This is a genomic window from Pseudomonas sp. 910_21, assembly GCF_052850735.1.
On record NZ_VXCY01000013.1, the window covers coordinates 19,635 to 38,664 of the forward strand.

Annotated in this window: 17 protein-coding genes; 5 read left to right on the plus strand and 12 right to left on the minus strand. The window is 63.9% G+C overall.

Annotated features, from left to right (window positions below; all coding sequences use genetic code 11):
* The first annotated feature begins 108 nt into the window (after positions 1-108).
* Entirely contained in the window at positions 109-1,713 is a 1,605-nt protein-coding gene (rtcR, locus tag FW796_RS30530) for an RNA repair transcriptional activator RtcR (protein ID WP_446440595.1), read from the plus strand.
* Here rtcR and FW796_RS30535 read toward each other — a convergent pair.
* From FW796_RS30535 to FW796_RS30545, 3 genes are all read right to left on the minus strand, one after another.
* The gene (locus tag FW796_RS30535; RefSeq protein WP_346636359.1) at positions 1,710-2,129 is read right to left on the minus strand and encodes a PaaI family thioesterase; all 420 of its coding nucleotides are present in this window, start codon (positions 2,127-2,129) and stop codon (positions 1,710-1,712) included. The genes rtcR and FW796_RS30535 overlap by 4 nt on opposite strands.
* An 87-nt stretch (positions 2,130-2,216) precedes the next feature.
* Positions 2,217-2,447: a helix-turn-helix domain-containing protein gene (locus tag FW796_RS30540; RefSeq protein WP_123725008.1), complete on the minus strand. Its 231-nt coding sequence runs from the start codon at positions 2,445-2,447 to the stop codon at positions 2,217-2,219.
* A 9-nt stretch (positions 2,448-2,456) separates the two neighbouring features.
* Complete coding sequence (locus FW796_RS30545; protein WP_346636358.1) at positions 2,457-3,017, minus strand: DUF2975 domain-containing protein; 561 nt, start codon at positions 3,015-3,017, stop codon at positions 2,457-2,459.
* A gap of 364 nt (positions 3,018-3,381) precedes the next feature.
* On the opposite strand from FW796_RS30545, the gene FW796_RS30550 reads away from it, so the two are divergent.
* Positions 3,382-4,179, plus strand: a complete 798-nt coding sequence (locus FW796_RS30550; RefSeq protein ID WP_446440596.1) for a DUF4349 domain-containing protein — start codon at positions 3,382-3,384, stop codon at positions 4,177-4,179.
* A gap of 154 nt (positions 4,180-4,333) precedes the next feature.
* On the opposite strand, the gene FW796_RS30555 is transcribed toward FW796_RS30550, so the two are convergent.
* A complete protein-coding gene (locus tag FW796_RS30555; protein WP_446440597.1) occupies positions 4,334-4,957 on the minus strand; it encodes an ATP phosphoribosyltransferase regulatory subunit in 624 nt (207 codons plus the stop codon).
* A gap of 490 nt (positions 4,958-5,447) precedes the next feature.
* The gene (locus FW796_RS30560) at positions 5,448-6,539 is read right to left on the minus strand and encodes a DUF1615 domain-containing protein (RefSeq protein ID WP_446440598.1); all 1,092 of its coding nucleotides are present in this window, start codon (positions 6,537-6,539) and stop codon (positions 5,448-5,450) included.
* Between the two features lie 228 nt (positions 6,540-6,767).
* Between FW796_RS30560 and FW796_RS30565 the strand changes: the two genes are divergently transcribed.
* Both FW796_RS30565 and FW796_RS30570 read left to right on the plus strand, forming a co-directional pair.
* Positions 6,768-7,382: a LysE family translocator gene (locus FW796_RS30565; RefSeq protein WP_123725004.1), complete on the plus strand. Its 615-nt coding sequence runs from the start codon at positions 6,768-6,770 to the stop codon at positions 7,380-7,382.
* A 63-nt stretch (positions 7,383-7,445) separates the two neighbouring features.
* A complete protein-coding gene (locus FW796_RS30570; protein ID WP_446440599.1) occupies positions 7,446-8,996 on the plus strand; it encodes an FAD-dependent oxidoreductase in 1,551 nt (516 codons plus the stop codon).
* Here the strand turns inward: FW796_RS30570 and FW796_RS30575 are convergent.
* On the minus strand, positions 8,983-9,840 hold the full coding sequence (locus FW796_RS30575) for an SDR family NAD(P)-dependent oxidoreductase (protein WP_446440600.1): 858 nt from the start codon (positions 9,838-9,840) through the stop codon (positions 8,983-8,985). The two genes, FW796_RS30570 and FW796_RS30575, sit on opposite strands and share 14 nt — an antisense overlap.
* A 182-nt stretch (positions 9,841-10,022) precedes the next feature.
* Between FW796_RS30575 and FW796_RS30580 the strand changes: the two genes are divergently transcribed.
* Positions 10,023-10,931 carry a LysR family transcriptional regulator gene (locus tag FW796_RS30580; protein ID WP_404939242.1) on the plus strand — a complete coding sequence of 303 codons (909 nt, stop codon included), beginning with the start codon at positions 10,023-10,025 and terminating at the stop codon, positions 10,929-10,931.
* Positions 10,932-10,986: 55 nt separating this feature from the next.
* Here the strand turns inward: FW796_RS30580 and FW796_RS30585 are convergent, their stop codons facing one another.
* From FW796_RS30585 to FW796_RS30610, 6 genes are all read right to left on the minus strand, one after another.
* Positions 10,987-13,461: a TonB-dependent siderophore receptor gene (locus tag FW796_RS30585; RefSeq protein ID WP_446440601.1), complete on the minus strand. Its 2,475-nt coding sequence runs from the start codon at positions 13,459-13,461 to the stop codon at positions 10,987-10,989.
* Positions 13,462-13,564: 103 nt separating this feature from the next.
* Positions 13,565-14,536: a FecR domain-containing protein gene (locus FW796_RS30590; protein WP_346636349.1), complete on the minus strand. Its 972-nt coding sequence runs from the start codon at positions 14,534-14,536 to the stop codon at positions 13,565-13,567.
* Positions 14,533-15,054, minus strand: a complete 522-nt coding sequence (locus tag FW796_RS30595; protein ID WP_346636348.1) for a sigma-70 family RNA polymerase sigma factor — start codon at positions 15,052-15,054, stop codon at positions 14,533-14,535. Before FW796_RS30595 ends, FW796_RS30590 begins: the two co-directional genes overlap by 4 nt.
* A 118-nt stretch (positions 15,055-15,172) precedes the next feature.
* Positions 15,173-16,147 carry a porphobilinogen synthase gene (gene hemB, locus FW796_RS30600; protein ID WP_346636347.1) on the minus strand — a complete coding sequence of 325 codons (975 nt, stop codon included), beginning with the start codon at positions 16,145-16,147 and terminating at the stop codon, positions 15,173-15,175.
* 220 nt (positions 16,148-16,367) lie between these two features.
* Positions 16,368-17,210 (minus strand): PhzF family phenazine biosynthesis protein, encoded by an 843-nt coding sequence (locus FW796_RS30605; protein WP_446440602.1) that lies wholly within the window; start codon positions 17,208-17,210, stop codon positions 16,368-16,370.
* A 1,029-nt stretch (positions 17,211-18,239) separates the two neighbouring features.
* Positions 18,240-18,944 carry a glutathione binding-like protein gene (locus FW796_RS30610; protein ID WP_346636431.1) on the minus strand — a complete coding sequence of 235 codons (705 nt, stop codon included), beginning with the start codon at positions 18,942-18,944 and terminating at the stop codon, positions 18,240-18,242.
* Positions 18,945-19,030: the final 86 nt, after the last annotated feature.

The window sequence follows — 19,030 nt, forward strand, 5'->3', positions numbered from 1 at the left end:
ATTTATAACGTTTTTATTTTTAATCGCTTTTTCACTGAGCGTTCGACAAGACAAACACCTCGATAATTTTATATCTTTGCTTATCGCTTTTTATCTTCAGGTATAAACATGTCGAGCAAGCCCACGGTCGCCATAGGTTTTGTCGGTTCCACACTCGACCGCGTTGGCAAAGGCGCCAATCGCTGGAGCCATTGGCGTCCCACGGTTGGCCTGTGCCAGCAGCAGGACGTGCTGATCAATCGCCTGGAGCTGATCCACGGCCTGGATGCCCGCGACGTCAGCCTGGCCGAACGGGTGGCCAACGATGTGCGCCAGGTGTCGCCGGAAACCGAAGTGCGCCTGCACCCCATGGGCTTGAAAAATCCCTGGGACTTCGAAGAGGTGTACGGCGCCCTCCACGACTTCACCAGCGCCTACCCGTTCGACACCGAACGCGAGGACTACCTGGTGCACATCACCACCGGCACCCACGTGGCGCAGATCTGCTGGTTCCTGCTGACCGAGGCGCGCTACCTCCCCGCCCGACTGATCCAGACCTCGCCGGCCCGGCGTCGCGACCCCGACGAACACGCCACCGGCACCCATGCACTGATCGACCTCGACCTGTCGCGCTATGACCGCATCGCCTCACGCTTCGCCCACAAGCGCCTGGAAGGCCTGGCCTTCCTCAAGTCCGGGATCGCCACCCGCAACCCGGCATTCAACCGTTCCATCGAGCAGATCGAGCGGGTCGCGGTGCGCTCCAAGGCGCCGATGCTGCTGATCGGCCCAACCGGTGCCGGCAAGTCGTTCCTGGCCCGGCGCATCTATGAACTCAAGCGCGGACGGCATCAGGTGCAGGGGCGTTTTGTCGAGGTCAACTGCGCCACCCTGCGCGGCGACGGTGCCATGTCGGCACTGTTCGGCCATATCAAGGGAGCCTTCACCGGCGCCCAGAATGCCCGGGAGGGCCTGCTGCGGGCGGCCCACAGCGGCATGCTGTTTCTTGACGAGATTGGCGAACTGGGACTGGACGAACAGGCGATGCTGCTCAAGGCCATCGAGGAAAAACGCTTCTTCCCCATGGGCGCGGACCAGGAAGTGGAGAGCGACTTCCTGATCATCGCCGGCACCCACCGCGACCTGCGCGGCCGAGTGGCCCAGGGCCTGTTCCGCGAAGACCTGTATGCGCGGATCAACCTCTGGACCTTCAACCTGCCGGGGCTGGCGGGACGCCGCGAGGACATCGAACCGAACATCGATTTCGAACTGGAGCGCCACGCCCGGGAACAGGGGCAACTGGTGCGCTTCAACCTGGAAGCGCGACGCCGCTACCTGGCCTTTGCCAGCTCCAGCGAAGCGGCGTGGCTGGGCAACTTCCGCGAGCTGTCGGCCTCCATCACCCGCATGGCCACCCTGGCCGACAGCGGACGCATCGACCAGGCCCAGGTCGAGGAGGAAATCCAGCGCCTGCGCCACGCCTGGGGCCTGGAAAACACCGAGGACCAATTGCAGGAACTGCTGGGCGACGCAGCGGAACTGGACCTGTTCGACCGCCTGCAGCTCAAGGCGGTGATTGCCGAATGCCGTCGCGCCGACAGCCTGTCGGACGCCGGGCGCCGGTTGTTCGGCGTGTCACGCCTGGGCAAGGCCAACCCCAACGACGCCGACCGTCTGCGCAAATACCTGGCGCGTTTCGGCCTGGACTGGAAGCAGATCACCCCCGGCGACTAATCCCGCGGTGCCGGCACCGCGAACACCCCGCTGGCCCGCGCCACTTCACGCTCGCCGACCCGCAGCAGCACCGTGGCAAAGGCCATCTGCCGACCGCGCTTGGCATGCTCCAGGCGCACCTCGATCCAATCCCCTACCTGCACCGCCCCCAGGTAGTCGAGGGTCATGCTGGCGGTGATCAAGGGCAGCGGTGGATCGCTGGAAAACGCCATGGCGTAGCCCATGCCGATGTCCGCCAGGGTGGCGATGATGCCGCCATGCACCGTGCCCCGGCCATTGGCATGCCGGGTGTCGGCACGCAGACCGAGGCACAGCTCGCGGCCACTGCCACGACCATAGACCGGGCCGATCAGCTCCAGCAGCGGACTGCTGCGAGGCAAGGGACTGAAACCCTGGGGGATAGTCGATTCACTCATGGTGTTTTCCTTGAAAAAGGTAGTCCGATGGGTAGTTACCAACGCCAGCCTCCAGAGCCCTCCAACCAGCAGCTCGCAATGAGGCGGCTAAACAGAATCGGTCAACACGTAGGGTTGCGGTTGATACACCAGCAGGTCACCAGGCTGGCAACTCAAATGGCGACAAATCGCTTCTAGCGTACTGAGGCGCACCCCCTTGACCTTGCCTTGCTTCAACAAGGACAGATTTTGTTCGTTGATGCCAATCGCTGCCGCAAGGTCTTTTGACTTCACCTTGCGTTTCGCCAGCATCACGTCCAACTCAATAATGATTGTCATGAAGTGACCTTATACAAAAGTTTGATTTTCAGAGTCGACTTCACTCGCCCGCAGCAAAATCCGGGCGATCACAGCAATGCATCCGGCAAGGAAAAGCGCGACGAAATCGGCAGGCGTGAAGCTGACAGTAAAAATGTGCTCGCCGGGCGGCGCATGCAGGGTGACCAGAATGCTCAGTAGCGGCGTACATATAAAGCCTGAAACCACCCAGAGCACGACCCCACGCCCCACTTTCCCCAAGTGAACCGCAGCGCTACTGGAAAAGTACTCGCCACGGGCATATCCCTGAAACAGGCGACGAAGGTGATTCAAGCCACTGGCCAAGGCGACCAAAGGCACACTGGAGACCAGAATCGCCCCTACCACTTGCCACCATGCAAGCGTTTCAATTTTTACAGCAAGCTGGTTGAGCATCACTCCGCTTAGTGAAAATCCGACTCCCAATCCATCGCTTGACCCCAGTATCGGAAAGATCCACAGCGCGGCATTGAAAACCAGCATGCACGTAATGAACACCAGCGTTAGAACAGCCATACGCTGGCTAAATTGAGCGAGAGGGTTAAGGGACATCGGTTTGCCTCATGAATGATTGAGGCGCAGACAATACAAATTAAATTATCGTGTAGCAATAATTTTTATACGTAATTTGCTAATTAATTTCTTATTAAGGCGATCGCCATTGCAGTCTAGCCCTAGACAGGGATGACGACCTTGTTGGCTGTGTTCGACAGTTGTGGGCCAGCCTCATCGGCTGGGTGACGATGCGCCTAGCCCGATCACGAACGGCCGCATCGCTGCGAGCGATCTGGCGAAACGAAGTGCCTGGGCGGTATTTGGCTTTCATGAACCACAACAAGATCGTAGCCATCCCGAGAAGGACGCTAAGATGCGCGCCTGCGCCATAGTCGCAGTTTCAAGTACTCAAGGAGCCCCCATGCAACATCAGGACGATCACCCTTCCATCCCACGCCGACTGGCCTTTGCCCTGCTGGGCGCCCTGGCCCTCAGCGCCTGCTCTCCCAGTGATCACAACAGCTCTGCGGTGGCCCTCGGTGGTGCCCAGGGCAAGGCCGGCGCCCTACTGGCCTACGAGCACGAACTGACCCTGTCCCTGCCTGCCGAGCAAATCGGTCCGCACCTGACACAAACCCGTGAAGCCTGCGAAAAAGCCCAGTTCGGCACCTGCAACATCTTGCTCCTGGAGCAAGGCCCGTACCGCGCCCGGGTGGTGCTGCGAATCGTTCCGGAGGGGGTCGAACCCATTGTCCAGCAGGCATCACAGGGAGCGGAACTGGGTGAGCGCATCACCAGCGCCGAAGACCTGGCCGACGCCGTGGCCGATGTACAACGCCAGCAACAGCGACTCAAGGCCCAGCAACAGCGCCTGGATGAACTGGCGGCGCGCAAGGACATCAGCGTCAGCGACCTGATCGCCCTGAGCAAGGAGCAAGCGGGAATCGAGAACGACCTGCAGGCGCTGGCCCAGGCGGCTGCCGGACAACAGCGTCGCCTGGACACCAACCGCCTGACCTTGAACTTCCTGCCCAGCAACGGCACCGAACGCGGCTCGAACCTCAAGCGCGCCTTCAGCAACCTGCCGGACAACCTGGCCGACGGCACTGCCGCAGCCCTGGAGAAAGGCAGCCAGGCCCTGCCCTTCTTGATCCTGGCCTTCCCGCTGGCGCTGCTGTGGGTCTGGCTGTGGCGCAAGTTCGTGCGTCGTCGCCCCTGAGTTCTGCAGCGCTCTCAAGGGCGCCTTCGCTGGCCAGCCAGCTCCTACGGTTAGCCTACACATCGCGTAAAGCCCAGTAGGAGCCGGCTCGCCGGCGAAGAGGCCCGCAAATCCTGCAGCGCTCTCAAGGACGCCTTCGCTGGCCAGCCAGCGCCTACGGCTGGGGTTGCAGCGCCAGTTGCAGGCGCTCCAGGCCGATGCCGAATCCGGCACCTTCGCGGTAGGCGCCGGCACCCACCACTTGCTGTTGCGCGCCCAACTGCGGGCAACGCACCTCGAAACCTTCGCCATTGAGGTAGTAGGTCAAGCCGCGCTTGACCCCAAGGTTGAGCTCGTACTCCAGGCCCAGGGCATCCAGAAAGCCGACGCACAGTTCCCGCGCGCGCTCCAGCGCCTGCAAGGGTTCGGGCCCCAATATCTCCAGACCCAACTGGGTGAATTCTCGATACCGCCCGGCTTGCGGCCGTTCATAGCGATAACAGCGAGCAACGTAGAAAAAGATCGCCTGCTCCCGTCCCGCCAACAGCTCGCGGGCGGTTTCCTGGAACAGTGCAGTGGCTTCCGGAATCAGGCAGCACGGACGGCCGGCCTTGTCGTTGAAGGCCCACATCTGGCCGATGACTTCGCTGCCTCCGGCCTTTTCGATAAAGGTGTCCTGGCCCCACAGCGCCGGGACTATGACTTCTTCAGCGCCCGCTTCGATGAAGCCAGCTCCGGAAGCGTCCTTCCAGAGTGCGCAGGGCGGCGGCTTGCGGGCCAGTGATGATGCGGGTGCCACGGAGCATGGTCATGGGTGTTTCCTCTTGGTTTTTGACAGGCAATAAAAAAGGCGCCTTGCGGGGCGCCTTGGTTTTTTTCATCGACGGTCAGTGATCGCGTTCTCTCGATAACTGACGGCTCGACGCGCACAAGCGACCACGGCCCCGGGAATGAGGTCGATGGTGATGAGTGCGGGAGACGAGACGGAAAAAATTCATGGCGCATCCTGCCACGCCGCTCAAGCGTCTGACAAGCGGCCCAATCATCCGGCATTCGGGGCAGGAACCGACTGGCCCCTGGGTCCTGCAGCGCCCTCAAGGACGCCTTCGCTGGCAAGCCAGCTCCTACGGTTAACCTACACATCGCGTAAAGCCCCGTAGGAGCCGGCTGGCCGGCGAAGAGGCCAGCGAATCCTGCTGCGCTCTCAAGGGCGTCTTCGTTGGCATGCCAGTTCCTACTGGTTAGCCCGCACATCGCGTGAAGCCCGCGTCGACAACGCCTGAGCCGTTCTACAGCGGCTTTTGCAGGCAGCGCTGGTAGCGTTCGTCCACGCGCTTGGCGAACCAGGCGGTGGTCAGCTGCCGGGTGATCTTCGGGCTCTTGAGTTCGATGCCCGGCAACTGTTGGCGAGGCACCGGCCGGCCCGCTCCACGATCGGCCAGGGCAAACACCTGGCGGTACAGCTCGGTCTGGGCAAAGGCCTGGCTGTCGCCCTTTTCCAGCTGGGCGCGAATCTGCGGGTTGCGCAGCCCCAATTGTTTGCCCAGGGTGCGCACCGCCAGTTCGGTGCTGCCAGGCAGGAGCGAGTCATAGCGGATCAGGTCGCCATCCAGGGCCAGCTTGATCCCGCTGAGCCGGCTGACCGCACTCTGGAACGCCGCATTGCGGCTGGCATACCAGCCGGCATTGAAGTCGGCGAAACGATACAGCGGCTGCGGGTAGTCCACCGGATAGCCCAAAAGGTGGGCGATGCCGAAGTACATACCGCCACGACGACTGAAGACTTCATGGCGGATCGAGTCCTGCACCGGGTACGGATACCCCCGGGCCTGTTGCTGGGCGAACTCGATGCTGACCTGCATCGGCCCGCCGGTATGCACCGGGTTGAAGCCGCCAAACAGGGTCCTGCCCAAGGGCACCATGCCGATGAAGTCATCGAAGATCGCACTGAGCTCCTTCTCACTGCGAGCCTTGGCCAGACGCTGACTGTAGGACTGGCCGTTCGCGCCGCGCACCTGCAGGGCGGCACTCACCAGCAGCGCCGGCACATGCACCTTGGCCGCGCGGCGGTCGATTTCCTCCCGGGCAATGCGCCCCAGGCCCGGCACTGTCGGATCGACCTGGAAGGTGGACTCCTGTTCGGTCACCGCCAGCACCGCGCACAGGTTGCTCTGGCTCGGCTCAAGATCCTGGGCGCTGAAGGCCACCTGGATATCCCGGGCCCAGCCCTGGCGGTCGCTCACCTGGGACGGCAGCAGGCGCAGGATGCGCGCCTGAGCCTGGTCCGGGGTCAGCGCCGGCGCCTGGGGGCCGCGCTGGCTGGCACAACCGGCCAGCAGCAACAGGCCAAGCAGACTGCTGATAAGACGGTAGGAAGTCATGGTTCTCCACAGTGCGCGGGACAGGGTCAAGTGCAGTAAAGCATCGGCACGCCGCTTTCGACCGGAGATGAACGGGGCTGTTCCACTCAGGCTTGGGCTTTCTTCAAGCCGGGCTAAAATCCCTCTACTGATCGGCGCCCTCAAGGTGTACTTTGATGACCCCGATCTCGGTGAGCACCCAACCCTGAATCAGGCTCGATGCTTGCCCCGCCATGGAGTGATACCCGGATGCTGACCCTGGATTTTCTGCTCACCAGCCTGATTGTCGTGCTGATTCCCGGCAGCGGCGTGATTCTGACCATTTCCACCGCCCTGGTGGCCGGCAAGCGCGCGAGCCTGTTCACCGCCATCGGCTGCACCGCCGGGATCGTCCCCCACCTGCTGGCCTCGATCCTCGGTCTGTCGGCGATCCTGCACACCAGCGCCCTGGCCTTCCAGGGCCTGAAGTTCGCCGGAGTCGCCTATCTGCTGTACCTGGCCTATGCCACTTGGCGTGATCGCTCGGCCTTTGCTGTGGACAGCAACGCGGTCAGCCACGGCGCCGGCGCGCTGATGCTCAAGGCCTGCCTGCTGAATATCCTCAACCCCAAGCTGACCATCTTCTTCCTGGCCTTCCTGCCCCAGTTCATCGCCCATGACGGCAGCGACCCGATCCCGCAGATGCTGCTCCTGAGCGGCGTGTTCATGGCCATGACCTTCTTCGTGTTCGTGCTCTATGGCCTGCTGGCCAATCTGTTCCGCACCGCGGTGATCGAGTCGCCCAAGGTCCAGAGCTGGTTGCGCCGCAGCTTTGCCGCGAGCTTCGCGGGACTGGGCCTGAACCTGGCCTTCGCCCAGCGTTGATTGCGCGGCAGGCGCCGCCCGCAGCCAGATGCATGACGTTGATCTCTTACCGAGGGCAAACACATGAACTGCAGCGACGTACTGATCATCGGCGCCGGCCCCACCGGCCTGGTGCTGGCGCTCTGGTTGCGCCAGCAGGGGATCAAGGTGCGGATCATCGACAAGACCCTGGGGCCGGGCACCACCTCCCGGGCCCTGGCGGTCCAGGCCCGGACCCTTGAGCTGTATCGCCAGCTGGACCTGACCCGGGCCATCGTCGAGCGCGGCCACCATGTGCCGGCGGTGAACCTCTGGGTCAAGGGCGAACGGGCCGCGCAACTGCCGTTCAACGCCATCGGCGAAGACCTGACCCCCTACCCCTTCCTGCAGATCTTTCCCCAGGACGAGCACGAGCAACTGCTGATCGAACGCCTGGCCCTGCTGGGCGTCAGCGTCGAGCGCGACACCGAGCTGCTGGCCTTCACCGATCACGGCAACCTGATCAACGCCCGCCTGCGCGGCCCCGACGGCCGCGAGGAACACTGCCAGGCCTTCTATCTGGCCGGCTGCGACGGTGCCCGCTCCACGGTGCGCAAGACCCTGGGCAGCGGCTTTCCCGGCGGCACCTACCAGCAGGTGTTCTACGTCGCCGATGTCGAGGCCGACGGCCCGAGCATCGACGGCCAATTGCACGTGGACCTGGACGACGCCGACTTTCTCGCAGTGTTTCCCCTGGCTCACAGCGGCCGTGCACGACTGATCGGCACCGTGCGTGACGAGCGCGCCGAGCACCCGGAAAACCTGCGTTTCGAAGACGTCAGCCAGCGCGCCATGCATCAGCTCAAGGTCAACGTCACCCGAGTCAACTGGTTCTCCACCTACAAGGTGCATCACCGGGTGGCCGAGCAGTTTCGCCTGGGGCGGGTGTTTCTCCTGGGGGACGCCGCCCACGTCCATAGCCCCGCCGGTGGCCAGGGCATGAACACCGGGATCGGCGACGCCATCAACCTGGCCTGGAAGCTGGCGACGGTACTCAAGGGCAACAGCGCCGAAAGCCTGCTGGACAGCTACGAGATAGAACGCATGGAATTCGCCCGGCGCCTGGTGGCCACCACCGACCGGGTGTTCAGCTTCGCTACCGCCGACGGCCCGATCGCCTATCTGGTGCGCACCCGCCTGGCACCCTTGCTGCTGCCGAAGATCGCCGCCTTCGACAGTGCCCGGGAATTTCTCTTTCGCACCGTGTCGCAGATCACCCTGAACTATCGGGGCATGCCCCTGAGTGCCGGCGGCGTCGGCCCGGTGCACGGTGGCGATCGCCTGCCCTGGGTCAGGGACGGCGAGCATGACAACTTCGACAGCCTGGAATACCTGGGCTGGCAGGTGCATGTCTATGGCACCACCAGCGATGCCCTGCGGGACTGGTGCAGCGCGCACCGGGTGCCTTTGCGGATTTTCGACTGGCGCCCGGCCCATGCAGCAGCAGGGCTGGCGCGCAATGCCTTCTACCTGCTGCGCCCGGATACCTACGTGGCCCTGGCGGACCGCTCTGGCGACCCGCGGCTACTGGAGCGCTACTTCCGCGAGCGCGAGCTCTCCCCGCAGAGCGGCACAGCGCCTCTCAAGCCCCGGTGAAAGGCAGCCTGATCTGCGTCCAGCGCTGGGCGAACTGCTCCGGCGTGGCCGCCCGCACCCGCTTCAGGTCCCGGGGATAATCCACCCCGGGCGCCTCTTGCGGGCGCCAGGCGCTGAACTGGCCGTTGCTGGCCCGCAGGATATAGCCGCTGTCCTGGCACCCCTCGCTGACCAGAAACATCACCCCCGGCGTCACCCAGTCCGGCTTGAGTTCGAGCGGCTCGTCGCTGACGCCCCACATGCGGGTCTTGGCCACCGGCGACACCGCGTTGACCCGAATCCCGTAATCCGCGCCTTCCTGGCTCAGCGCATTCATGATGCCCACCTGGGCCATCTTGCCCGCGCAATAGGCCAACAGCCCGGGCTGTGCATATTCCGCATACAGGGCGCGGTCGGAAGTGGTCAGCAACAGCCGGGGTGCCGTGGATTGCCGGAGAAAGGGCCAGGCGTGCTTGGCCAGCCAGATCGGCGCATGCAGATTGATCCCCAGCATGCGCTGGAGAAACTCGGCGTCGAGCTCCTCCAGCGCCTGGTAGCCGACCCAGCCGGCATTGTGAATCAGGATATCCAGGCCGCCAAAGGCCGCCACGGCGCACTGCACCAGCCCCCGGCACCCGGCTTCGGTGCTCAGGTCACTGGTGTCGGCCACCGCCCTGGCGCCGCTGGCCCGCAAGACCCGCACCGCCTCATGGGCGACGCTTTCATCCATCCCCAGGCCCGTGCCGTCGCTCCCGCAATCACTGATCACCACCTGGGCGCCACGGCTGGCCAGGGCCCTGGCATAACTCAGGCCCAGGCCACGCCCGGCACCGGTGACAATGGCCGTCCTGCCGCTGAAATCCATCGCTTTTCCTCCTGTTTGAACCTCGGGCCGCTTCAATCTCAGAGTAACAGCATGAAAATCAACGACTTAATACTAAATTACAGCCCCTGTGAGAGGTTCTGAATATCAAAGAAAAACCTGTGAAACCATGGACCTCCAGGTTTACAGTCCCAGCGGTTCCCCCCAAGCAAGGAGCATTCGCCATGATCGAGACGCGCCTGTTGCGCCAGTTCATCGTCGTCGCCCAGGAGCTGCACTTTCACAAGGCCGCCGCACGCCTGCACATGGCCCAGCCGCCCCTGAGCCAGGCCATCGCCCGCCTGGAGGAAAAACTCGGCTTCAGCCTGCTGCTGCGCAATCGTCGTGGCGTAACCCTGACCCCGGCCGGGGCGGACTTCCTGCACAGCGCCCAACGCACCCTGGAAACCCTGGAGCAAGGCATCCAACAGGCGCGCGATGTCGCCCAGGGGCTGGCCGGCACCCTGCGTATCAGCAGCCTGTCACTGGCCGGCTACCCGCTGCTGCTCGCCAGCCTGCGACGCTTTCGCCAGACCCTGCCTGGGGTGCGCCTGGCGTTGCGGGAAATGCCATCGGCCGGGCAGCTAAAGGCCCTGCTCAACGACGACACCGACCTCGCCTTCATGCGCGACCTGCCGCTACCCGCCGGGCAGATTGTCTCGCGGCTGATCCTCGATGAACCGATCGTCATCGCCCTGCCCCACGACCACCCCCAGGCCCGAGCATCCGAGGTGGACCTGCAGGACCTGGCCACTGAAGATTTCGTGTTCACCCCCCAGGCCCTGGGCAGCGGTTACCACAACCAGCTGATGGCGCTGTGCACGGCAGCCGGCTTCACCCCGAAGGTGGCCCAAGAAGCGGAGCGCATCCACACCCTACTGGGTCTGGTGGCCTGCGGTTTCGGCGTGGCCCTGGTACCGCAATCGATGGCCGACACGGCGCTGCAAGGCAGCGTCGCCTACCGCCCGCTACGCGCCGTCGGCACGCAATCCAGGCCGAGCATCGGGCTCTACATGAACTGGCACCGGGACAACCCGTCGCCGCAATTGCAACGCTTCATGGCCCTGCTCGACGCCCACCCGCCCACGGCCTGAAGCGGCCGCGCCCGGTCCCTGCACAGCCAACACCGGCGCGACCGTCAACCCGACCTCAGAAGTTGGCCTTGACCGACAGGGTGAAGTTGCGCGGATCACCATAGAAGTTGCCGAAGCCTTCGGTGCCGATGGTGGTGTAGTAGCGCTTGTCCAGCAGGTTGTTGCCGTTCAGCGCCAGGGACCAGGTGTCGTCGATGCGATAGCCGATCCGGCCGTTCCAGATCGCATAACCGGCCTGGCGCACGTGATTGCCGCTGATGGGCGAGACTCGGTAGTTATCGCTTTGCGCATTGACCCCAGCACCCACATTGAAGCGCTCCAGCGCACCTCCCAGCTGATAGTCGCCCCAGACCCGCAGCAGGTGGCGCGGCACGTAGGTGGTGAACGGCAAGCCGTTGTTGGCGCTGTTGGCGTCCTCCAGGGTCTTGGTCTGGGTGTAGGTGTAGCCGGCCAGCAGTTGCAGGCGCTCGATCACCTCACCGCTGAGTTCCGCTTCAAAGCCCTGAGCGCGGACCTTGCCCGAGTTCAGCGAGCAGGTGCTGTCCGGGCAGGCCGGGTCGTCCTGCTGCGCATCCTCCTGAATGGTGCGGAACAGACTGAAGGCGCTGTTCAGGCGGCCGTCGAACCACTCGCCCTTGATCCCCAGCTCATAGCTCTTGCCCACCAGCGGCTTGAGGGAGGCGCCATCCAGGGTCCGATAGCTGCCCTGGGGGGTGAAGATGCTGGAGTAGCTGGCATAGGCCGTGAGGTTGTCGTTGAGGTCGTACAGCACCCCGGCGAACGGCGTGACCTCGCCGGTTTCCTTGGAACGGGCACTGCTGGGCGTGCGGGTATCGCGCCAGTAGGCCACGGAATCGTTCTGCGACTTGTACCAACTGACCCGGCTGCCCATGACCAGAGTCAGCGGGTCGGCGAGCTTCAGGCGCAGAGTGGAATACAGCCCTTGCTGCTGGATCCGCAGATCAGTGGGGCCGCCCCGGGTGGAATTGCTTTCGTAGTAGCTGTCATCGGGCTTGGGCAGGTGGTGATCGGGGTCCAACACGTTCTGCCGCTGCGGCAAGCCGGCCACAGCATAGAAGTCGTCCTTGATCGAACGGCTGGCGTTGGCGCCGAAGGTCAGTTCGTGCTCCTGGCCAAAGGCCTGGAAGTGCCCGTCGACATAGGCATCGAAGCCGTAGTCCACCTGGTCGTAGTCATAGGTGCTGCCCAGCATCAGGGTGCTGGAGCGACCGGCGCCCACCGGCACCGAACCGCTGGGGAAGGCGTACTCGATGTCCTGGGTGTTGCGGGTGTAGACCCCGGCCACCTTCAGTGCCCAATCGTCGTTGAGCTGCTGCTTGAGGTCGGCGAAATAGGTCGCGCGCTTGCTGCGCGAATTGTTCCAGGCAGTGTTCAGGCAGGTGGAGCGGCCGAGCTTGAGGTCGCTGCCATCGCTGTAGCGCGGCAGGCCGCCCCAGCAAGGACGTGAGTCGACGTCTTCATAGGCCATGCCCAGGCCCAGGGTGGTGTCGTCACTGAGGTCGAAGTCCAGGGCGCCGTAGTAGACCTGGTCCTTGCGATCCCCCAGATCATAGAAGTACTGCCGGGTCTGTTGGCTCACCACCGCCCGGCCGCGGATGGTCCCGGCGTCGTTCAACGGCCCGCCGGTGTCCACCTGGGCCCGGTAGTTGTCCCAGCTGCCGGCCGACAGGCTCAGCTCGGTGTGGGGCGTGGCCTGGCCACGCTTGCGCACGAAGTTCACCGAACCGGCGGTACCGCCTGCGCCCTTGAGCATGCCGGCAGCGCCGCGCAGGATCTCCACCCGGTCGTAGAAGGCCATGTCGCTGCTGAAGCTGTCGGCCTGCAAGTAGCTGCTGCCCATGTCCAACGGCACGCCGTCGTACTGGTACTGGCCGGTCATGCGAAAGCCCCGGGAGTAGAAATACTTGCCGCCCATGGGCGAGTCGTAGAGGGTGATGCCCGGGGTCTTTTCCATCACCTGGTCGATGGTGTTGAGGTTCTGGTCATCGAGCATCTTGCGGGTGATCACGGTCACCGACTGCGGGGTTTCCTTCAGCGAGTGCTGGCCCTTGCCGATGGTCACGGCACCGGTGGTGTAGGAACCGGAATACTCGGTGGTGGCCCCCAGTTCCTGGCCCTGGACCTGAGTGGTGCCCAACTCCAGGGTGCCATTGCCCTTGGGCGCGGGACGCAGCACATAGCTGCCGTTGCTCTGCGGCTCGGCCTGCCAGCCGCTGCCGGCCAGGATCCGGGCAAAGCCTTCCTGCACCCCGTAATCCCCCTGGAGCCCCGCCGAACGCAAGCCGGCTGTCTGTCGCGCATCGAAGGAGATCGCCGCCCCGGCGGCGCTGGCGTAACGGCTCAGGACCTCGGTGAGGTCCCCCGCCGCGATATCGAAGCGGCGCACCGCCGTCTGTTCGCTGGCCGCCACCGCGGTCAACGGCAGCAGCGCTGCGCCATACACGGCCAGTGCTCCCCAGAGCCCGATCTTGATGGCCTGGGCCAACTTCGACTTGTGAACTTCAGACATGCTTTGCCTTCCCCGCTCTCGAAAATGAATCCACTGGGGGATGAGCCGGACCAGGATGGGCAAAAGTGCAAAGACCGGAAAAATTATTTTCAGCCGCGCCGTTTCAGCCGACGCGGCGGTGGGACACCCGCACCCAGTAGCGGGTGTAGCGCTCGATCTGCAGCGAGAAACCGCTCTCAAGCGCCGCCAGGGCGCGGTCGGTGTCATCGATGGGAAAGGACCCGGAGATTTTCAGCCCGGCAATCTGCGGATCGCACTGCACCACGCCGCGGCGGTAGCGCGACAGGTCCGCCAGCAGCTCGCCCAAGGGTCGGTCGAGGGCGATGATGCTGCCCTGGCGCCAGGCGCCTACTGCAGCGTCGTTGGGCCGCAGCGCGGCGAAACTCCGGGTGTTGAAGGCCAGTTGCTGCCCGGCTTCGACCCGGCGCACCAGCGCCCCGTTGCCCAGGCTGACCTGCACGTCATGCTCCAGCACCGCCAGCTGATCCTCGCGCTCGTCGCTGCGCAACACGAAACGCGACCCCAGGGCCTGGACCTCGCCGTGGCGCGTAATGACCCGCAATGGCCTGTGCAGCGCATCAACGCCAGTGCTCACCAGCATCTCGCCCCAGAGCAACTGCAGTCGACGCTGCTGACCGTCGAAAGCGACATTCACCGAGGTGTCGGTATTGAGCAGCAATGCACTGCCGTCCGCCAGACGCACCTCACGGCGCTCGCCGACCTGGGTCCGATAGTCCGCCAGCAGTTGCTGGGCACTGTCGCTGCGCCAGCCCAGCCAGCCGAGGGAGCCGGCCGAGGCCAGCACCATCAGGTTGCGCATCAGCTCGCGGCGCGAACGCCCGGCCCCACGCAAGGTGGAGCCAGCCAGGCCGCCAGGCAGGGCCGACATCTGCTCGCCCAGTTGCTGCATGCGTTCCCAGGCCTGGCGATGCAACGGGTCGGCGGCCAGCCATTCACGCCAGGCCGCCTGTTCCTGTTCGCTGGCAGTGCCGGAGCGCAACTGCGCATACCAGCGCGCCGCACCGCTGATGGCCTGGCGCTCGCCCACGCTCAGTTGCAGGCTGGCGAAGCTCATGAGAGTTGCATCCGCATCTGCATCAGGCAGCAATGCTCCATGGCCTTGGCCATGTAGTTATTGACGCTGCGCACCGAGATCTGCAGGCGTTCGGCGATCTGCTCGTAGGTCAGGCCATCGCACTGGGACAGCAGGAAAGCCTGCTTGACCCTGGCCCCCAGGCCGTCCAGCAGACGGTCGACTTCCAACAGTGCCTGAAGCATCAGGTTCTGCTCCTCCGGCGACGGATGCTCGCCCTCGGGCACCAGGGCCAGGGCCTCCAGGTACGCCTGCTCCAGGGAGCGGCGGCGAAACAGGTCGATCAGCAGGCCATTGGCGATGCGCGACAGGTAGGGCCGCGGCTCGCGGATCTCCAAGGCATTGCGCGCTTTGAGCACCCGTACGAAGGTGTCCTGGGCCAGGTCGGCGGCATCGAAGGTGTTGCCCAGGCGCCTGCGCAGCCAACCCTGCAGCCAGCCATGGTGATGGGTGTACAGATCGGTGACGGCACAGCGCAGGGATAAGTCGTCGGCGGGCATGACAATAAGGATTCATATTTGATAATGAATCGCATTGTCATGTAGAGGTGGAAGTCTTGGCAATAGCCACGAACGCCGCCAGGGCGTCCGTGGAATCGCGCAGGGCCGTGGCCCGGTATCAGATCCCGGCCAGGGCCAGGTCCATGGCGAAGTAGGTGAAGATCAGGTCGGCACCGGCGCGCTTGATCGAACCGAGGCTTTCGCGCACCACCCGTTGCTCGTCGATGGCCCCGGCCTGGGCGCCGAACTTGATCATCGCGTACTCGCCGCTGACCTGATACGCCGCCACCGGCAGGCGCGAGGCCTCGCGGATATCGCGGATGATGTCGAGGTAGGCTCCAGCGGGTTTGACCATCAGCGAATCGGCGCCTTCCTGCTCGTCCAGCAGGGATTCACGTACCGCCTCGCGACGGTTCATGGGGTTCATCTGGTAGCTCTTGCGATCACCCTTGAGCGCGCTGCCACCGGCCTCGCGGAACGGACCGTAGAGCGCCGAAGCGAACTTGGTGGAATAGGCCATGATCGGCGTCTGGGTGAAACCGGCAGCGTCCAGGGCCCGGCGAATGGCCTGGACCTGACCGTCCATGGCTGCCGACGGCGCAATCACGTCGGCACCGGCCCGGGCCGCGGCCACGGCCTGCTTGCCGAGGTTGGCCAGGGTCTGGTCATTGTCCACTTCATGACCGTGCATCACGCCGCAGTGGCCGTGATCGGTGTATTCGCAGAAACAGGTATCGGACATGACGATCATCTCCGGCACCGCGTCCTTGGCGATACGCGACATGCGCGACACCAAGCCGTTTTCCTTCCAGGTATCGCTGCCATCGCAATCCAGGTGGTGAGACACGCCGAAGGTCATCACCGACTTGATCCCGGCGCGGGCATAACGCTCGATCTCCCCGGCCAGCCTGGACTCCGGAATGCGCATCACCCCGGGCATGCTCTTGATCGGCACGAAATCGTCGATTTCCTCCTCGACGAAAATCGGCAGCACCAAGTCATTGAGGGTGAATTCGGTTTCCTGGAACAGGCTGCGCAGTTGTTCGGAGCGACGCAGGCGACGGGGACGGGCTTCTGGGAACTGACTGGACATGATTTTTCCTAAGGCTGAGCGCGGGACAACACAAGCGATGGCGAAAAAAGGCTGAAAGCTTATGCCCGCAGCCGCCGTGGTACAAACCCGCGGCGCCCAAGAGAGCCTTGTCTATTCGGTAACAATCCAGGCAAAGCCCCATATCCCGGCACTCTGCGCACATTGCCGGGAGCGGCCTGCGACCATCCGCCGCAATCGAGCGACCCCGCCGCCTCGCGGTTCAGATGTACAGCTTGCCTTCGATACAGGTGACCGCTGCCCCACCGATCCACACTTCGTCGCCCAACTGCTGCACCTCGATCCTGCCGGCGCGGCCCATGCTCAGGCCCTGGCTGACCCAATAGCGCGACGGTGCCAGCCCGGCGCCCAGCAGCCACTGGGCGATACCGGCGTTGAGGCTGCCGGTGGCCGGGTCCTCGGGCATGCCATCGCCGGCGATAAAGGCCCGGACCTCGAACTGTGCGTCGCTGTCATCACGCTGGGGATCACAAGGCGCGATCACCCCAACCGCCAGACCGATCAGCGCCGGGTAGTCGGGTTGCAGGTCCAGCACCTGCTGGCGTTCGGCGAGCATCACCGCCAGCCAGCCGGCGCCGTTGTCGACCCACTGCGCCTGCACGATGTCCCCGAGCGCCAAGCCCAGCCCCTGGCGCACCTGCTCCAGCACCTCGGGCTCCACCGGGCCGGACTTGAGCAGCGGCGGCGCGAGAAACGCCAGCTGATGGTCCTGACGGCGAATGCGCACCAGACCGACTTCACACTCCTGGATGATCTCCTCGCCCTGAGGCACGCCGCCGGATTCCAGCCAGGCGTGGCAACTGCCCAGGGTCGGGTGACCGGCGAAAGGCAGCTCTTGAGTGGTGGTGAAGATCCGCAGGCGATAGTCGGCCCGCGGGTTGCGGGGTTTGAGGAGGAAGGTGGTTTCGCTGAGGTTGGTCCAGGTGGCGAAAGCGGCCATGCGTTCGTCGCTGAGGTTGTCGGCGTTGAACACCACGGCCAGGGGGTTGCCTTTGAGCGGGGTGGAGCTGAAGACGTCGACTTGTTTGAAGTTCAGGGCGGGCATTGGGGGGGCCTGTGAGGGGGCGGTTGGTGATTGTAATGGGTTCGGGGTGGGGTATATATCCGGTGCTGCGGGTGGGGCTGCTTCGGGTTCGGGGGGTGGGGACATATCCATTCCTGCGGGTGTGGCTGCTGGCGAGCGGGGTTTGGGTACATATCCATTCCTGCGGTAACGGCCACTTAGGGTTTCGCCCTTACGGCGAGTCACTTTGGAAAGAGCCCAAAGTAACCAAAGGCTCTTGCCCCTCCACTCGGTGCCTCGCCTAGGCTCGGCATGCCCTCACTCCGGCATTGATCCGTGGGCCGCCGCCACCGGCCATCCCTGGCCGGGTGGCGGCTAACCCGGCGTCCTGCCGGGTTACCCACGGCTCAATGCCTGCGTTCGGCCATCGTGGTTAACGGGGCGCTCAGATCAAAATCAAAATCAAAAGCGCGACGGCGGCCTTGCGGCCGGCCTGAAGCTAAGGGTGGGTGCGTTTCTGTAGGAGCTGGCTTGCCAGCGAAGGCGCCAGCCCAGGCGCTGCATGACTTGCGGGCCTCTTCGCCGGCAAGCCGGCTCCTACGGACAGCGCGTAAAACGCGCTTGGCTCTGGCTTTTGATCTTGCTCTTGACCTTGATCTTGATCTTGATCTTCAGGCCCCTTCCCAGCCGGCCGAGCGTAGGCGTTGCGTAGGGGGCAGCTCGGCAAGGATGCCGAGCTAGCCGCCACCCGGCCATGGATGGCCGGTTGGCGGCGGGCCCCCGGAGCAATGCCGGAGAGAGGGCACCCCGAGCCCCAGCGAGGGGCCCATGGAGGGGCAAGCGTTTTTGCTTACTTTTTTGGCGTTTGAAAAAAGTGAGTCGCCGTAAGGGCGAAACCCTAAGTGGCCATAACCGCAGCAACGGATATGTACCCCCCCCATCGCCGTAAGGGCGAAACCACCAGCGGCCATAACCGCAGCAACGGATATGCACCCCGCCCCCCATCGCCGTAAGGGCGAAACCGCCATCACCACAACACTGGATATGTCCCCTCCCCCCTAAAAAAACACCTCAAACAACCTTGGGAATCTCCAACCCCCTCACCACCGCCGGCCGCGCGAGGAATTTCGCCAGCACCCGCTGCACCTCAGGGAAGCTATCAATCCCCACCAACTCACCCGCCTCATAAAACCCGATCAAATTCCGAATCCACGGAAAGGTCGCAATATCGGCAATGGTATAGCGCTCGCCCATGATCCACTCCCGCCCCTGCAGGTGTTTGTCCAGCACCCCCAGCAAACGCTTGGCCTCGTTCACGTAACGCTCCAGCGGCCGCTTGTCCTCGTATTCCTTGCCGGCAAATTTGTTGAAGAACCCCACCTGCCCGAACATCGGCCCGATGCCCCCCATCTGGAACATCAACCACTGGATAGTTTCATAACGGGCCGCCGATTCCTGAGCCAGCAGTTGCCCGCTCTTGTCCGCCAGGTAGATCAGGATCGCCCCCGATTCGAACAACGCCAAAGGCTGATCGCCAGGACCATGGGGATCGAGAATCGCCGGGATCTTGTTGTTCGGGCTGACGCTGAGGAACTCAGGGGTCATCTGATCCTGGGTCTCGAAGCTGACCCGGTGCGCTTCATAAGGCAGGCCGATCTCTTCGAGCATGATCGAGACCTTGACCCCGTTGGGAGTCGGCAGGGAATACAGTTGAATCCATTCGGGAAACTGCGCAGGCCATTTCTGGGTAACGGCAAAAGCGGAAAGATCGGTCATGACAGGCTTCCAATGACAGTCAAAGGGGGGCGCCACACAAGGCAACGGTCGGCGATTATCCGCCGGGTTTTCTTAAATCGGCAACA

Excerpts from the sequence above, each read along its gene's own strand:
- rtcR (WP_446440595.1), top strand. The coding sequence starts at position 109 with ATGTCGAGCAAGCCCACGGTCGCCATAGGTTTTGTCGGTTCCACACTC.
- FW796_RS30535 (WP_346636359.1), bottom strand. The coding sequence starts at position 2,129 with ATGAGTGAATCGACTATCCCCCAGGGTTTCAGTCCCTTGCCTCGCAGC.
- FW796_RS30540 (WP_123725008.1), bottom strand. The coding sequence starts at position 2,447 with ATGACAATCATTATTGAGTTGGACGTGATGCTGGCGAAACGCAAGGTG.
- FW796_RS30545 (WP_346636358.1), bottom strand. The coding sequence starts at position 3,017 with ATGTCCCTTAACCCTCTCGCTCAATTTAGCCAGCGTATGGCTGTTCTA.
- FW796_RS30550 (WP_446440596.1), top strand. The coding sequence starts at position 3,382 with ATGCAACATCAGGACGATCACCCTTCCATCCCACGCCGACTGGCCTTT.
- FW796_RS30560 (WP_446440598.1), bottom strand. The coding sequence starts at position 6,539 with ATGACTTCCTACCGTCTTATCAGCAGTCTGCTTGGCCTGTTGCTGCTG.
- FW796_RS30565 (WP_123725004.1), top strand. The coding sequence starts at position 6,768 with ATGCTGACCCTGGATTTTCTGCTCACCAGCCTGATTGTCGTGCTGATT.
- FW796_RS30570 (WP_446440599.1), top strand. The coding sequence starts at position 7,446 with ATGAACTGCAGCGACGTACTGATCATCGGCGCCGGCCCCACCGGCCTG.
- FW796_RS30575 (WP_446440600.1), bottom strand. The coding sequence starts at position 9,840 with ATGGATTTCAGCGGCAGGACGGCCATTGTCACCGGTGCCGGGCGTGGC.
- FW796_RS30580 (WP_404939242.1), top strand. The coding sequence starts at position 10,023 with ATGATCGAGACGCGCCTGTTGCGCCAGTTCATCGTCGTCGCCCAGGAG.
- FW796_RS30585 (WP_446440601.1), bottom strand. The coding sequence starts at position 13,461 with ATGTCTGAAGTTCACAAGTCGAAGTTGGCCCAGGCCATCAAGATCGGG.
- FW796_RS30590 (WP_346636349.1), bottom strand. The coding sequence starts at position 14,536 with ATGAGCTTCGCCAGCCTGCAACTGAGCGTGGGCGAGCGCCAGGCCATC.
- FW796_RS30595 (WP_346636348.1), bottom strand. The coding sequence starts at position 15,054 with ATGCCCGCCGACGACTTATCCCTGCGCTGTGCCGTCACCGATCTGTAC.
- hemB (WP_346636347.1), bottom strand. The coding sequence starts at position 16,147 with ATGTCCAGTCAGTTCCCAGAAGCCCGTCCCCGTCGCCTGCGTCGCTCC.
- FW796_RS30605 (WP_446440602.1), bottom strand. The coding sequence starts at position 17,210 with ATGCCCGCCCTGAACTTCAAACAAGTCGACGTCTTCAGCTCCACCCCG.
- FW796_RS30610 (WP_346636431.1), bottom strand. The coding sequence starts at position 18,944 with ATGACCGATCTTTCCGCTTTTGCCGTTACCCAGAAATGGCCTGCGCAG.